Annotated in this window: 12 protein-coding genes; 7 read left to right on the top strand and 5 right to left on the bottom strand. The window is 65.1% G+C overall.

Annotation, left to right across the window (positions count from 1 at the left end; genetic code table 11):
• The first annotated feature begins 4 nt into the window (after nucleotides 1-4).
• Both QF047_RS14820 and QF047_RS14815 read left to right on the top strand, forming a co-directional pair.
• Nucleotides 5-1465: an L-fucose/L-arabinose isomerase family protein gene (locus tag QF047_RS14820; protein ID WP_307278495.1), complete on the top strand. Its 1461-nt coding sequence runs from the start codon at nucleotides 5-7 to the stop codon at nucleotides 1463-1465.
• A 228-nt stretch (nucleotides 1466-1693) separates the two neighbouring features.
• Nucleotides 1694-2584, top strand: coding sequence for a PRC and DUF2382 domain-containing protein (locus QF047_RS14815; RefSeq protein WP_307278492.1), 891 nt, complete (start codon nucleotides 1694-1696; stop codon nucleotides 2582-2584).
• 268 nt (nucleotides 2585-2852) lie between these two features.
• On the opposite strand, the gene QF047_RS14810 is transcribed toward QF047_RS14815, so the two are convergent.
• Nucleotides 2853-3314, bottom strand: coding sequence for a DUF4383 domain-containing protein (locus QF047_RS14810; protein ID WP_306638568.1), 462 nt, complete (start codon nucleotides 3312-3314; stop codon nucleotides 2853-2855).
• 149 nt (nucleotides 3315-3463) lie between these two features.
• Here QF047_RS14810 and QF047_RS14805 point away from each other — a divergent pair, with 149 nt between their 5' ends.
• Complete coding sequence (locus QF047_RS14805) at nucleotides 3464-4777, top strand: DUF6350 family protein (protein WP_307278485.1); 1314 nt, start codon at nucleotides 3464-3466, stop codon at nucleotides 4775-4777.
• Nucleotides 4778-4787: 10 nt separating this feature from the next.
• On the opposite strand, the gene QF047_RS14800 is transcribed toward QF047_RS14805, so the two are convergent.
• Nucleotides 4788-5219 carry a hypothetical protein gene (locus QF047_RS14800; RefSeq protein ID WP_307278482.1) on the bottom strand — a complete coding sequence of 144 codons (432 nt, stop codon included), beginning with the start codon at nucleotides 5217-5219 and terminating at the stop codon, nucleotides 4788-4790.
• Nucleotides 5220-5258: 39 nt separating this feature from the next.
• Between QF047_RS14800 and purN the strand changes: the two genes are divergently transcribed.
• Together purN and QF047_RS14790 are read left to right on the top strand one after the other, a co-directional pair.
• A complete protein-coding gene (purN, locus tag QF047_RS14795) occupies nucleotides 5259-5843 on the top strand; it encodes a phosphoribosylglycinamide formyltransferase (RefSeq protein ID WP_307278479.1) in 585 nt (194 codons plus the stop codon).
• A 139-nt stretch (nucleotides 5844-5982) separates the two neighbouring features.
• On the top strand, nucleotides 5983-6918 hold the full coding sequence (locus QF047_RS14790) for an endonuclease domain-containing protein (RefSeq protein ID WP_307278475.1): 936 nt from the start codon (nucleotides 5983-5985) through the stop codon (nucleotides 6916-6918).
• A gap of 83 nt (nucleotides 6919-7001) precedes the next feature.
• Here the strand turns inward: QF047_RS14790 and QF047_RS14785 are convergent, their stop codons facing one another.
• Nucleotides 7002-8354 carry an MFS transporter gene (locus QF047_RS14785; protein WP_307278472.1) on the bottom strand — a complete coding sequence of 451 codons (1353 nt, stop codon included), beginning with the start codon at nucleotides 8352-8354 and terminating at the stop codon, nucleotides 7002-7004.
• Nucleotides 8355-8495: 141 nt separating this feature from the next.
• Between QF047_RS14785 and purH the strand changes: the two genes are divergently transcribed.
• The gene (gene purH, locus QF047_RS14780; protein WP_307278469.1) at nucleotides 8496-10196 is read left to right on the top strand and encodes a bifunctional phosphoribosylaminoimidazolecarboxamide formyltransferase/IMP cyclohydrolase; all 1701 of its coding nucleotides are present in this window, start codon (nucleotides 8496-8498) and stop codon (nucleotides 10194-10196) included.
• Between the two features lie 147 nt (nucleotides 10197-10343).
• On the opposite strand, the gene QF047_RS14775 is transcribed toward purH, so the two are convergent.
• Nucleotides 10344-10517 carry a hypothetical protein gene (locus QF047_RS14775; protein WP_307278466.1) on the bottom strand — a complete coding sequence of 58 codons (174 nt, stop codon included), beginning with the start codon at nucleotides 10515-10517 and terminating at the stop codon, nucleotides 10344-10346.
• A complete protein-coding gene (locus tag QF047_RS14770; protein ID WP_307278463.1) occupies nucleotides 10501-11481 on the bottom strand; it encodes a serine protease in 981 nt (326 codons plus the stop codon). The genes QF047_RS14775 and QF047_RS14770 overlap by 17 nt, the downstream gene beginning before the upstream one ends.
• A gap of 609 nt (nucleotides 11482-12090) precedes the next feature.
• Here QF047_RS14770 and QF047_RS14765 point away from each other — a divergent pair.
• Nucleotides 12091-14310, top strand: coding sequence for an NADP-dependent isocitrate dehydrogenase (locus QF047_RS14765; RefSeq protein WP_307278458.1), 2220 nt, complete (start codon nucleotides 12091-12093; stop codon nucleotides 14308-14310).
• The last annotated feature ends 50 nt before the right edge of the window (nucleotides 14311-14360 follow it).

Below are 14360 nucleotides of genomic sequence, written 5' to 3'. Positions count from 1 at the left end.
CCCCATGCTGCCCACCAAGAAGTCTGCTGCTGCCTTGCTGGAACCCCACAAGCGCCGGCCCACCCGGATCGGCCTGGTGTCCGGGGGGCTGGGGGCGTACTGGCCTCAGTTTCCGGACCTCCTGCCGCAGCTGGAGGAATCGGCCCGGTACGTCACCTCACGCTTTCGGGAAATGGACGCCGAGGTCATCGACGCGGGGTTCATCTCTGATGCCGCCCAAGCCCTCACAGCGGGAGAAAAGCTGCGGCAGGCCGACTGCGACCTCATCGTCATCTTCTTGGCCACCTACCTGACGTCCTCCATGGTCCTGCCCGTGGCCCAGCGTTCCGGCAGCCCTGTGCTGGTCATCGATCTCCAGCCCACCGAAGCGATGGACCACGCGAATTTCGATACCGGAGCCTGGCTGGCTTACTGTGGCCAATGCCCGGTGCCCGAGGTAGCCAATGTCTTCCGCCGGGCGGGCATCCAGTTCCGGTCCGTCTCCGGCCACCTGAAACAGGACTCCGCCTGGGAACGGATCAGCCAGTGGGTCCACGCCGCCGGCGTCCGCGCCCGTCTCCGCAACGCCCGCCATGGCCTCATGGGCCACCTTTACCCGGGCATGCTTGACGTTGCCACCGACCTGACCACCGTGTCCACCACGTTCGGGTCCCACGTAGAGGTGCTTGAGTTCGATGACCTGCGCGAGCGCGTCAACGCCGTCACCGGGGATGAGGTTTCCGAGCGGCTGGCCCTGGCCAGGGAGCTGTTTGTGCTCGATGAGTCCGTGAACGACGACGACTTCGCCTGGGGTGCCAGGGTCTCGGTGGGCCTGGACCGGCTCGTGAAGGACTTCGACCTGGACTCGGTGGCCTACTACCACCGCGGCCTGGCGGGAGAGCAGCACGAGCGGCTGGGCGCCGGGATGATCCTGGGCTCGTCCATCCTCACAGCGCGCGGAATTCCCATGGCGGGGGAGTATGAGTTGCGGACCTCCATTGCCATGCTGACTGCCCAGGCCATCGGTGCCGGAGGCTCCTTCACCGAAATCCAGGCCCTGAACTTCTTTGACAACGTGGTGGAGATGGGCCATGACGGGCCGGCGCATCTTGCAGTCTCGGCGAAGGACCCGCTGCTGCGCGGACTGGGTATCTATCACGGCAAACGAGGTTGGGGAGTGTCCGTGGAATTCGACGTCCGGCCCGGACCGGTCACCACCCTCGCCCTGGGCCAGGACCCGGACGGCGGCTACGTATTTGTCACCTCCGAAGGAGCGGTGGTGCATGGCCCCCTGCTGGCCATCGGGAACACTACGTCGCGCGTGGATTTCGGCGGCGATCCCGGCCTTTGGGTGGACCTCTGGAGCCAAACCGGAACCGGCCACCACTGGGCTCTGTGCCTGGGGCACCGGGCGGCCGACATCAAGGCCGCGGCATCACTGGTGGGCATCCCACACCGGCACGTTTCACTCGCACAGGGAGCCTGAACCAATTTCAGGACAAAGCGCCTCGTCAGATAGGGGTTGGGTCATAGGGAACGCAGAAAATTACTAAGTAGACTTCCCTTTTGATGCTAAGCCTGCTTACTGTATACGGGCAGCTAGCGCGAATGCCTTTAGCAGCGGGGGCGGAGGCCGTGCGCCGGGGGAACATTCCGGTGCCGGGACATCCATGGCTAGCTTGACCCACCGCAACGACATATCCAAGGAGACGTCATGCTCAACAGGGAAAACCTTGAAAGCCTGCTCACCAAGGGCGGCAACGTCATCGGTTCCGACAGCGAGAAGATCGGCTCAATCGGGCAGCTCTACGCGGACGACGACACCGGCGAGCCCACCTGGGTTACCGTCAAGACCGGTCTCTTCGGCACCTCACAGTCTTTTGTTCCCGTAGAGGGCGCGCACGCCCAGGGCGACGACCTGGTGGTGCCCTACAGCAAGGACCACGTCAAGGACGCCCCCCGCGTGGACGTGGACGGGCACCTTACGCCGGAGGAAGAAGACCGGCTGTACACCTACTATGAGCGCGGCGCCCGGACCTACTCCGACGCCCGCAACGACGTGGACCTCCAGGGTGACGCCGACCTCAACGCCGGCACGCCGAATGCGGGAACTGACGGCTACGCAAGCGGCACTTCTGCCGGCGCCGCCGGGGGCACCTCTGCCGGCACCACCGCGGGCACCTCTGCCGGCGGCACTGTTGGCCACGACACCTCCGGCCCCACCACCGACGACGCCATGACCCGCTCGGAGGAGCGGCTTCACGTCGGCACCGAGCGCGAGGCCACCGGCCGGGCCAGGCTCCGCAAGTACGTCACCACCGAAAACGTCACCAAGACGGTTCCGGTCCAGCGCGAGGAAGTACGCCTGGAGCGGGAGCCCATCACTGATGCGAACCGGGGCGCTGCCTTGAACGGCCCGGACATCAGCGAGGAAGAGCATGAGGTGATCCTGCACGAGGAGCGCCCGGTGGTGGACAAGGAGACCGTTCCCGTGGAGCGGGTCCGCCTCGATAAGGACGTGGTCCAGGACGATGCCACGGTTAGCGAGGAAGTCCGCAAGGAGCACATCGACGCCGACGGCGTGGACGGCAACAGCCGCCGCTGACTTGCTGCCGCGCCGCTGAACGGACCGGTGCACAGGCAACCACGCAGCGAACGACGCCGGGAGTCCACTTGGGGCTCCCGGCGTCGTTGTGCATGCGGAACTGTTGTTCTGTTGCCGCGGCTGGTTCCCGCTGGTGGCGGTATGGCCGCGGAATGCCGGTGCAGCCGTGCCGGAGCGGCGACTGCACCAGCCAGTAGGACGAATATCTTCAGAACTTAGTGTTCTTCCCCATTCGCGGCTCCTGTTGTCCCGGGTTACGAATACCGGGCTATGCCCTGTCGGACGCCATGTTCCTGGAGAACAGCCAGCCGGCAGCAACCATCACGACGCCCAGTGCCAGGTGGGTCCAGTTGTCCATCATGTTCAGCGAGAGGAAATTGGCCGCCGAATCAACACCGACAATGAGCCCGAAGATGGCCAGGACGACATACAGTGCGCCTGCTCCGAGAAGGAAATTACGGGCGCCATGCTCGGTGCGTGACATGGCCAGACCCGTTGCACCAATGGCCAGCTGCACAATGTTGAGCAGCATGGATACCTGGAACAAGCCAAGGAACACGGCATGCGAAGCCGGTCCGAGGAACATTAGTTCGCTGTATTGGGTGGTGACGCCCGGGATAAAGCCCAGGACACCCACCAGCATCAAAACAATTCCCACTCCCATGCCGGCGTTTTGGACGTCTGCCCGCCCAAAGTGAACGCCGTGTGCATGTGGGGATGCGGTAGTCATTCTTGCCTCCTGCCACTCATGTGGACAGTTCAATTTTACGGCCGCCCCATGCGAAAAGCGCCGGTGCAAGGGGTCGTGGGGTGGTGCCACAGGCGGTTGTGCCTGTCGGTCACAGACCGGGCGGGGCCGCCGTGACACCATGGACAACGATGAAACTGCGCGCTGATCAGACCGGAGACCGTGGCCTTCCCATGCCCTTGTGGCTGCAGGGTGCCCTCGAAACGGCCCAGGCAGCCATTATTTCGGCATTGGTGGTGATCGCTCCGGTCCTGGCGGTGTGGGCTACGGCCGGATTCCACGACGGCGCCGTCGAGTTCCTGGCGCGCCTGGCCGGGCAGTCCTGGCTGCTGGTCCATGGGGTGCCGCTGGAACTCAAGGCCGCCGGCTCCACGGGCGGGGCCAGCTCCGGGTCCGGGCTGCTCACGCTGATTCCCCTTGGCCTTACCCTGATCCCGTTCCTGCTCGCCTGGCGGGCAGGGCGCCGGCTGGCCCGAGCCTCCTATACAGACCAGCTATGGCAGGCACTCCTCGGTTCCTGGCTGGTGTACGCGGCCTTCGGGGCGGCAACGGGCTTCGTCTGCCGCACGCCCGACGTCGTCATCAACCCCTGGCATGCCATGTTCATCCCACTCATTCCCTATGCCCTGGGCATGGTGATCGGCGCACGCCGCGAGGCAGGCTCCTGGAGCAGGCTGATCGGCGTCGACGCCGTGGACTGGCTCTCCCGCACCAGCCAGCATTCGCGGTGGGCGGGGTCCTACCTCGGCTCCGCCGCAAAGGCCGGTTTTGTGGCGGTGCTGTCAGCCCTGGCGCTCGCCGCGCTGCTGCTGGCCGTTGACCTGTTCATTCACTGGAACCTCGTGGTTGCGGTCTATGAAGCGCTCGACGCCGGGGCGGTGGGAGGTGCCGCCCTCACCATCGCGCAGCTGGGCTTCCTGCCCAATCTCGTGGTGTTTGCCCTGGCCTGGGCGTCGGGTTCAGGTTTTGCCATGGGCGTCGGATCCCAGGTGGGCCCGCTGGGCACCGCCGTGGGTCCGCTGCCTTCCATCCCGGTGCTGGCCGCCATCCCGGCCGGCCCCCTGGATTATGCCTTCGTTGCCTTGATCGTCCCGGTCCTCGCGGGTGTGCTGGCCGGCTGGTGGTTCCTCCGTGAAGGCGAAAACCACTTCGACGAGTGGCTCTCGATCAAAGTCCGGGTCCGCTGGTTCAGTGCCACGGTTTCCACCGTGGTGCTCGGGGTGCTGTGCGGGCTGGCTGCCGGGTTGCTGGCCGCCGGCCTGGCGTGGCTGGCACGCGGATCGGCAGGGATCGGACGCCTGACCGCGATTGGTCCTGACCCGCTGTGGACGGGAGTCTGGGTGGCTGCGGAAGTTGCTGCCGGCGTCGTGATTGGCTATGCGGCCGGGCCCTGGCTGGAACGTGAGCAAGCCGCGAAGGAAGAGGACGCGGAGCTGGTCCGGTAGGACCTCGTGCCTAAGGGAGCTGCGAGGGCAGCGAGCCTTGCAGCTGCACCCGGCACGCCGACTGTGCCTGGTCCGTCAAAGCCCGGCCGACGCACGCCTGGTACTCGCGGACTTCGTCGAAGAACAGGGCTGTGACCAGGATCAGCAGCACCATGATCGCGGACACCACCAGTCCCGAAATGGTCCCGATGAGGACCAGCCGGGACTCCTTCAACCGCGCCGCCCTGATCAGGAGCATCACGCCGAGGGCCAGGCTGGCCACCGTCAGGAGGGCCGTTAACCAGAGGTAGCTGACATCGAGCTGGTACACAAAGAAAGAGCCGAGCACGGAAACCACAAAGATCCGGAACAGGGTGTGGGTCTTGGCGAGCGAGGCCTTGGCTGCCTCGCTGAGCGGCGGTTTTGTGCGCTGCTGCCCAGCCGGTTGCGGTGTGGTGTTCATGTTTTCCAGCCTACGCGAGCGTGCCCATAAGCTAGAGCCATGCGCATCGTAGTCCTCGTTTCCGGAACCGGGTCCAACCTCCAGGCAGTTATTGACGCGGTGAAGGCGGGGGACCTCGACGTCGAAATCGCCGCGGTGGGGGCCGACCGGCCGGGGACCTACGGGGTGGAACGGTCTGCCGACGCCGGCATCCCAACCTTCGTTGTGGACTTCAAGGCTTTCGCTGACCGGGCTGACTGGAACGCTGCGCTGACTGAGGCCGTTGCCGCGTTTGAGCCGGATGTGGTGGTCTCCTCAGGTTTTATGCGGATCGTGAGCCCGGGATTCATCGACGCTTTCAACGGCAGGTACCTGAACACCCACCCCGCTTTGCTTCCGGCTTTCCCGGGCGCGAACGGTGTCCGGGATGCGATGGCGTATGGCGTGAAGGTCACCGGCTGCACTGTCCATTGGGCGGATGCCGGCGTGGACACCGGTCCCATCATCGCCCAGGAAGCCGTGGCTATCGAGGAGTCCGACACCGAGGAGACCCTGCACGAGCGCATCAAGGTGGTGGAGCGCCGGCTGCTGGTGTCCACCCTGGCATCCCTCGCCGCCGCCCACCGCGCGCAGCTCGCCACCTAACCCCACCCCCACCCAACTAGGTAGCGCCAAGTGTCGTTTTGACCCGCCAAAACGACACTTAGCGCTACTTAGTTGAGCGGATGGGGGCGGCCTGTGGATAACCCCAGCGGCGCTCACGCAGGCCTGCCACGATGGGCGGATGAAGGTTCCAAGCCGCCTACCCGAACAATTGGCTTCCCTGCCGTTCACCTTCCAGGAAGCGCTCGACGCCGGGATCAGCCGACGCCGGCTCCGTCACCAAGGCTTGCAGCGGCCAAGCAGGGGAGTGCGGGTGCCGGACGCGTGCAACCAGGACGATCTCGCCCCTAGCATCCGGCCCTACACCTTGGTCACCGATTTTGCCGCAGCTTCGCATGCATCCGCCTTTCTGCTGTGGCAGTTTCCCGGATTCCTGCCGGGCAGCAACGAACCGCTGCTTCACGTCTCCCGTCCTGACACCGTTTCCATCATGCGCCGACCCGGGGTGAAAGGACACCGCGGGCAGTTCTTCGACGACGAGATAGTCAGCCATCACGGCCTACTGGTCACTTCCCGGACCCGCACGTGGCTGGATTGTTCCCGCAAGATGAGCATCGAAGAGTTGACGGTCGTCGCGGATCATCTGCTACGGATTCCGCGGCCCGAATTCGAGGGAAGGTCCGAGCCCTACGCATCACGGGAGAACCTCGCCGAGATGCTCGACCGGCATAAGGGGACTCCCGGCATACAGAAGGCGCGCTTGGCCCTTGACCTGGCAAGAGTGGGATCGGACTCTGCTCCTGAAACCAGGCTGCGGCTTGCGCTGGAAGACGCCGGCCTGCCGGAACCTCTGCTGAACGTGCCCACCGAGCTGCGTCCCGGCGTCGTACGCCAACCTGATCTAAGCTATCCCGAACAGAAGGTAGCCGTGGAATACGATGGCGCGGGACACTCCGAGACGGAGCAGGTGGTTCGCGACATTGCCCGCGAAGAGGACTTCGGCCGCGCCGGATGGGTGCTGGTTCGAATCTCCAAACGGCACATGCAAAACAATGCCGGGCTCGCTGTAGCGAAAGTGAGACGGGCATTGCTGCTCCGAGGCTGGTCCCGGGAATGACGTATACGAAACTAGGTAGCGCTAAGTGTCCTTCTGAGGCTCCAAAACGACACTTCGCGCTACCTAGTTGGGTGGGGGGAGGGCTAGTCGAGGCGGCGCTGCCTGGTCTCGGGGGAGAAGAACGCCATCCACAGCACGGCAAGCAGCACCAGCCCTCCGGCCAGGGCGAAGGAGGTGGCCAGGCCCAGCTCGGGCCAGAAGTAGTTCGCGAAAATGAGCGGGCCGAAGCCGGCGCCCAGCCGGGAGAACGTGGACGCCCAGCCGAAACCGGTACCGCGCAGCTCGGTGGGGTAGAGCTCGGAAACGTAGGCGTAGAGGACCGGGATGGCCACCTGCACCACGAAGCCGAACACCAGAAGCCAGAACACCGCCGCCGTGGGGATGTCCACCACGATCGCAACGATCACCAGGGTCAGCGCTGACAGCGGACCGGTGATGGCGAGGATCCATTTGCGGCCCACCCGCTCCACCAGCAGGGCCGCAACAATAACGCCTAAAAGCCCGACGGCGGCCATGGACGCCGTAGTGACAAACGCCTTGTACTCCGCGAATCCTGCGCCGATCAGGATCCGTGGCATCCACGTCAGCGACAGGTAGTAGACCAGCAGGATGGTGAAGAACAGGGACCAGGCCGCGGCCGTGATCTTCCAGTTGAACTGCCACACCAGGCGTAGCTGATGCCAGGCACTGCCGGCTGAAAGCCTGGGCACTTCCCTGGCATCGGGCAGGCTGTAGGCGCGCGGTTCCGCCCCGGTTGCCGCCACCAGATCGTCAATGACCCTGGCTGCTTCCTCACGCCGGCCCTTGCGGATCAGGAACAGCGGCGACTCCGGAACGCTCCGGCGGACCCAGAAGACCAGCAGGGCAGGCAGCACCATCACCAGCATGGTCAGCCGCCAGTCTCCGTACAGCGCCACGAGCCCGGCGGAGACAAAACCGGCCAGGGCGGCACCCACCGGCCACCAGCCGTCCATTGCCGTCAGGACCTTGCCGCGCTGCTTGCGGGGAGTGAACTCACCCACCAGCGCGTAGTCCACAGGAATGCAGCCGCCCAGGCCGAAGCCGGCCATGAACCGGAACAGGCAGAACAAGATGAAGTCGGGGGAGAATGCGCCCAGCACGGTGAAGAGGGAGAAGATCAGCAGGGTGGCCGTGAAGGCCTTCCTGCGCCCGACGGTGTCCGCGATGGTTCCCCACACAAAAGCGCCGAGGGCCATGCCGATCAGGTTGGCCGTTCCCACCCACGCAACGTCGCCCGGGGACAGGGCCCAGTGCGTGGAGAGCAGCGGAATGAGGATGCCGTTCAGGGTCACATCCCAGGCATCGAACATAAAACCGAGGCCGCCGATCACGAAGATCCTGCCCTGGACTTTCCATCGCCATGGCAGTTCCTGGACCACCTGCTCGCCGCTCGGCACAGTGGTGTAAGTATTCATCGCAGCCTCCTGGAAGAACTTTATCCCGGGCCGCTGACGTTCACACTTCCGCCTGCACAGGGGGCAAAGTGCACTTCGCGATAAACTGGCCGTATCCCCACCAACCGCGGCACTGTTCCGCGACATAAGACGGAGACATTTGTGAGCTTCACGCAGCATGAGCGCGTATCCATTGACCGTGTTCCCATCCGCCGGGCCCTGATCTCGGTTTACGACAAGACCGGTCTGGAGGAGCTCGCCCAGGGCCTGCATGCAGCAGGAGTGAAGCTGGTGTCCACCGGGTCCACGGCCAAGAAGATCGCCGCGGCCGGCATTCCCGTCCAGGAGGTCGAGGAAGTCACCGGCTCGCCCGAGATGCTGGACGGCCGCGTCAAGACGCTGCACCCGCGCGTCCACGGCGGCATCCTGGCTGACCGCCGGGTCCCGGCGCACATGGAAACGCTGACCAGCATGGAGATCGAGCCCTTCGACCTGGTGGTGGTGAACCTCTACCCGTTCGTCGAGACCGTGAAGTCCGGTGCTGCCCAGGACGATGTTGTGGAGCAGATCGACATCGGAGGCCCCGCCATGGTGCGCTCCGCCGCGAAGAACCACGCCGCCGTCGCCATTGTGGTGGACCCCTCCTTCTACGGCCAGGTGGTCACCGCTGCCGCCGAGGGCGGTTTCGACCTGAAAACCCGACGCCGGCTGGCCGCCAAGGCGTTCGCCCACACCGCCTCCTATGACAACGCCGTGGCCACCTGGACCGCGAGCCAGTTCCTGGATGAAGACGGCGACGGCGTCATCGACTGGCCCGCCTACGCCGGCCTTTCCCTTGAGCGCTCCGAGGTGCTGCGCTACGGCGAAAACCCGCACCAGCAGGCAGCCCTCTACGTCGACAAGGCCGCCCCGGCGGGCATCGCCCAGGCCGACCAGCTGCACGGCAAGGCCATGAGCTACAACAACTTTGTGGACGCCGATGCAGCACTGCGTGCGGCCTACGACTTCAGCGAGCCTGCCGTCGCCATCATCAAGCACGCCAACCCCTGCGGCGTAGCAGTGGGCGCTGCAGATGCTGCGGACCCCATCGCCGACGCCCACACGAAGGCGCACGCCTGCGATCCCGTCTCAGCTTTCGGCGGCGTCATCGCCTCAAACCGCACGGTGACCGCCGGCATGGCCAACACGGTGAAGGACATCTTCACGGAGGTTGTCATCGCCCCGGGCTTCGAGCCCGAGGCCGTGGAGATCCTGTCCAAGAAGAAGAACATCCGCCTGCTTGCCCTTCCGGAGGGCTACGGCCGCTACCCGACGGAGCTCCGCCAGGTGTCCGGCGGCGTCCTGGTCCAGGTCAGCGACAAGGTTGATGCCGACGGCGACAACCCCGCCAACTGGACCCTGGCCGCCGGCGAGGCCGCGGACGGGAAGACGCTTGCGGACCTCGCCTTCGCCTGGACCGCCTGCCGCGCCGCCAAGTCCAACGCCATCCTGCTTGCCCAGGACGGCGCTGCCGTGGGGATCGGCATGGGGCAGGTCAACCGCCTGGATTCCTGCCGCCTGGCCGTGGAGCGGGCCAACACCCTTGGCGTGCAGGTGGAGTCCGACGTCGAAGGTGCTGGCGGTGCCAGCAACGTCGCGACGGCAGAAGCAGGTGCGAGCGGGGCGCCCCAGCGGGCCCGCGGTGCCGTGGCGGCTTCCGACGCGTTCTTCCCGTTCGCTGACGGCCTGCAGATCCTGATCGACGCCGGCGTCCGCGCCGTGGTCCAGCCCGGCGGCTCGGTCCGGGATGAGGAAGTCATCGCGGCCGCCAACGCGGCCGGCATCACCATGTACTTCACCGGTGCCCGGCACTTCTTCCACTAATCCCCACCGGCTCCCTAGCCTCCCGTGGGCCCAGACCGGTTCCCTAGCCTCCCGTGGGCCCATACCGGCTCCCTAGCCTCCCGTGGGGCCACAAACGACGGCGCCTGTCCCCTTGGTAGGGGACAGGCGCCGTCGTGATGTCCGGGCTTAGTCCTGGTCAGCTGGTGGCGGGCCGGGCTCCGGAAGCCGAAGCTCCCGGGGTCTGGCTTCCGCCATCCGCTCCTTTGTCCAGTACTCGAGGATCTCCTCGCGGGTCTGGTTCAGGTCCCTGCGGCTGACGGCATCCTCGCTGGAAGGAGGGTCCTTAGGATGCTGCTGCACTGTTGTAGGCCTGCTGGATGACAGCACCCCAGTAGGGGCCGTACATGACGGCGGAGCCGTTGTAGCCGTAGCTGTTGATGGAGTTCTGGGGTCCGTCTGCACCTGTCGTCCGGCTGGTCTGGATGAACCAGGGCCCACCCGAGGAGCCGCCGGTCATGTCGCAGGGAATTCCCTGGGTGCCGAACTGCGGGTTGTTCGTGTCCTTGCTTGCACGGCCATAGCAGCTTTTCAGTGTTTCACCGTTGAACGGCGAGGCTGCCGGGTAGCCGTAGGACTTGTAGGTCAGGCCATACGCTTGGTTGAACGCCACGCCCGACGCGCCAACGACGTCGGCCAGGTACTGCCCGCTGGTGTTCCTGCCTACCACGGCGAACCCGGTGTCGTAGGTCATGTCCCCGCCGCTGCTCCACTGGGTGGGTGTATGCAGGGAGGTGGCAGTCCACTTGCCGTATGGTGCTGCGCCGTTCTCGTATGCAGGAATAAAAACGAACTTGGTGGCAAAGGCTCCGGGTCCCTCATTTACACAGTGCCCCGCCGTGGACACCGTGCTCTTGTTCTTGGCGGACACAGAGTTGCCCGAGCATACGTAGTTGACTCCGGCAAGCGTAAAGAAGACCTTGCCGACGGTCTTCACCGGAGTTTCACTCTGCGCGAGGGTCTGCTTGCTCCGGGAGGCCTTGACCTCGGTGCTCTTGCTCTTTTCCACGAGCAGTGGGCTGGACCGGTTGCCCCGTTCCAGCGCCTTGCCGGCCAGGACGTCACCGGGGATGGCGGTCAGCATCCGGTCTGCCGTCCAGTAATCGGCTGCGCCGGCGTTCTCAACGGCCGCACTGGTCACGGAAGGATTCTTTTTGTCCTCGGAAGCGGCCGGGGCAGCGGTGGCTCCGCCGGCGGCAGTAAGTGCCAGAACGGCTGCGGCCGAGAGGCTCAGAAAGCCGGTAGCCAGGGACCTGGTGCGTGTCATTGTTGTCCTGTCGTAACGGGGATGAGCCGGGGAGGGCCGGGTGTGACGTCCCGAATTTATCGGGATATGACAGATTTGTAAATAGTAGTGACCTATAATGTAGCGGCCTCCGGCGGCTCAAGGATCGCCTGCGGAAACCCCTGCCCACCCACAGAGATCCCGCAGAACCAGGGAAAAGCAGCCGTGGTGCGTCAAACCCAAGTTACCTTGGGCATACCAAATGGCGCGTCCGACTGGGCTCCGGGCACCGAGAGAGGGTGAGTCCCTGATGTTTTCCTTCCGCAGATCAGCAAAGCCGGCCGGACCCGGTGACACCAGGAGACAGGAGGAAGAGCCGCAACCGGCCTCTTTCGATGCAGCGGCATCTGCTGATGCCGCGCGGCTGCGGGACTTGGACCCCGTGCACACGTTTACGGCGACGGCGGAGTTGCGCCGGCAGGATGCCCTGTACGGACAGGTTTGGCCAAGTGACATTCCCCACAGGAGGCGCAGGGGCGGCAAGTAATCCAACGCATCGGGTACGGTTCGGGCGCGGGTCCTCGGGTAAGTTAAAGGTTGGTGAATAGACCGGATTCACAACCAAGCCGACCCACAGGGAGACGCCCGCGCATGTCCAAGATTATCTACACCCACACCGACGAAGCGCCGATGCTGGCTACCTATTCGTTCCTGCCCATCATCGAGGCGTTCGCCTCGACAGCAGGTGTGGAGGTGGAGACCCGCGACATTTCGCTCGCCGGCCGCATCATCGCCGTCTTCGGTGACTACCTGACCCCCGAGCAGCAGATCGGTGACGCCCTTGCTGAACTCGGTGAGCTGGCGAAGACGCCGGAAGCCAACATCATCAAGCTGCCCAACATCAGCGCCTCCATCCCGCAGCTGAAGGCGGCCATTGCAGAGCTGCAGGCCCAGGGCTACGCGCTGCCGGACTACCCGGACAACCCCTCCTCGGACGAGGAGACGGCCATCCGCTCCCGCTACGACAAGATCAAGGGCTCCGCCGTGAACCCCGTCCTGCGTGAGGGCAACTCGGACCGCCGCGCACCCCTGTCCGTGAAGAACTACGCACGCCAGAACCCGCACTCCATGGGCGCCTGGACCCCCGAGTCCAAGACCAACGTGGCCACCATGGGCAAGGATGACTTCCGGTCGAACGAGAAGTCAGTGGTCATCGAGTCCGAGGGCACCATCGCCATCCAGCTGGTCCGCGAAGACGGTTCCGTGAAGGTTTTGAAGAAGGCCTTCCCCGTGCTTGCCGGCGAGGTCATCGACGGCACCGTGATGCGCGCCGCCGCACTTGATGAATTCCTGGCGGCCCAGGTTGCCCGCGCCAAGGAAGAGGGCGTGCTGTTCTCCGCCCACCTCAAGGCCACCATGATGAAGGTTTCGGACCCCATCATCTTCGGCCACGTGGTCAAGGCCTACTTCTCCGAACTTTTTGAGACCTACGGCAAGCAGCTCGCAGCTGCCGGCATCAGCCCCAACAACGGCCTCGCCGCTATCCTGAGCAGCCTCGAGGACCTGCCGGAGGACGTCCGCAACGGCGTCCAGAACCTCATCAAGAAGGGCCTCGAAGAGGGTCCCGCCCTGGCCATGGTGGACTCGGACAAGGGCATCACCACCCTGAACGTACCCAGTGACGTCATCGTGGATGCTTCCATGCCCGCTATGATCCGCAGCTCCGGCCACATGTGGGGCCCGGACGGCAAGGAAGCAGACACCCTGGCCGTGCTGCCGGACAGCTCCTACGCCGGCATCTACCAGGTGGTCCTCGACGACTGCCGCGCCAACGGCGCCTACGACCCCACCACCATGGGCACCGTGCCGAACGTCGGCCTCATGGCGCAGGCGGCGGAAGAATACGGCAGCCACGACAAGACCTTTGAAATCCAGGAAGCCGGCACTGTCCAGATTGTTGACGGCGCCGGGAACGTCCTGATCGAACACCAGGTTGCCGAGGGCGACATCTGGCGCGCCTGCCAGACCAAGGACCTGCCCATCCGCGACTGGGTCAAGCTGGCGGTCACCCGTGCCCGCGCCTCCCAGACCCCGGCCGTGTTCTGGCTGGACGAAGAACGCGCCCACGATGCCAACCTCATCGCCAAGGTAAACGAGTACCTGAAGGACCACGACACCGAGGGCCTGGACATCCGCATCATGTCCCCGGTCAAGGCGATCGCGTTCACCCTGGAGCGCATCCGCAAGGGCGAGGACACCATCTCGGTATCCGGCAACGTCCTGCGCGACTACCTCACGGACCTTTTCCCCATCCTCGAACTGGGCACCAGCGCCAAGATGCTCTCCGTCGTTCCGCTGATGAACGGCGGCGGGCTCTTCGAAACCGGCGCCGGCGGATCCGCCCCGAAGCACGTCCAGCAGCTGCTCAAGGAAAACCACCTGCGCTGGGACAGCCTGGGTGAATTCCTGGCCCTGGCCGTCAGCTTCGAGCACCTGGCCACCACCACGGGCAACGCACGAGCCCAGGTCCTGGCCGACACCCTGGACCGCGCCACCGGCACCTTCCTGCTCGAGAACAAGTCGCCGAGCCGCCGTGCCGGTGAACTGGACAACCGCGGCAGCCACTACTTCCTGGCCCGCTACTGGGCCGAGGAACTGGCCAAACAGACGGACGACGCCGACCTCGCCGCCGCATTCAGCTCCGTCGCCAACGAGCTTTCCTCCAAGGAGGAGACCATCGTGGGTGAGCTGGCAGAGGTCCAGGGCTCGCCGGTGGACATCGGAGGCTACTACCGCCCGGATGACGCGAAGGCTTCCTCCGTGATGCGGCCGTCCGCCACGCTGAACAAGGTGCTCTCCACCCTGAGCTAGCACAGATTTGCTTGTCTTCTAAAACAGGCAACGCAAGAGGCGGTGTCCCG

This window comes from Arthrobacter sp. W4I7, assembly GCF_030816215.1.
Classification (GTDB): domain Bacteria; phylum Actinomycetota; class Actinomycetes; order Actinomycetales; family Micrococcaceae; genus Arthrobacter; species Arthrobacter siccitolerans_A.
This window is presented reverse-complemented; position numbering and strand designations above follow the sequence as displayed.

Bases quoted from the DNA above. Each gene is read 5' to 3' on its own strand.
- QF047_RS14800 (WP_307278482.1), bottom strand. From the start codon at position 5,219: ATGAACACCACACCGCAACCGGCTGGGCAGCAGCGCACAAAACCGCCG.
- QF047_RS14765 (WP_307278458.1), top strand. From the start codon at position 12,091: ATGTCCAAGATTATCTACACCCACACCGACGAAGCGCCGATGCTGGCT.
- QF047_RS14810 (WP_306638568.1), bottom strand. From the start codon at position 3,314: ATGACTACCGCATCCCCACATGCACACGGCGTTCACTTTGGGCGGGCA.
- QF047_RS14790 (WP_307278475.1), top strand. From the start codon at position 5,983: ATGAAGGTTCCAAGCCGCCTACCCGAACAATTGGCTTCCCTGCCGTTC.
- purN (WP_307278479.1), top strand. From the start codon at position 5,259: ATGCGCATCGTAGTCCTCGTTTCCGGAACCGGGTCCAACCTCCAGGCA.
- QF047_RS14770 (WP_307278463.1), bottom strand. From the start codon at position 11,481: ATGACACGCACCAGGTCCCTGGCTACCGGCTTTCTGAGCCTCTCGGCC.
- QF047_RS14815 (WP_307278492.1), top strand. From the start codon at position 1,694: ATGCTCAACAGGGAAAACCTTGAAAGCCTGCTCACCAAGGGCGGCAAC.
- QF047_RS14820 (WP_307278495.1), top strand. From the start codon at position 5: ATGCTGCCCACCAAGAAGTCTGCTGCTGCCTTGCTGGAACCCCACAAG.
- QF047_RS14785 (WP_307278472.1), bottom strand. From the start codon at position 8,354: ATGAATACTTACACCACTGTGCCGAGCGGCGAGCAGGTGGTCCAGGAA.
- QF047_RS14805 (WP_307278485.1), top strand. From the start codon at position 3,464: ATGAAACTGCGCGCTGATCAGACCGGAGACCGTGGCCTTCCCATGCCC.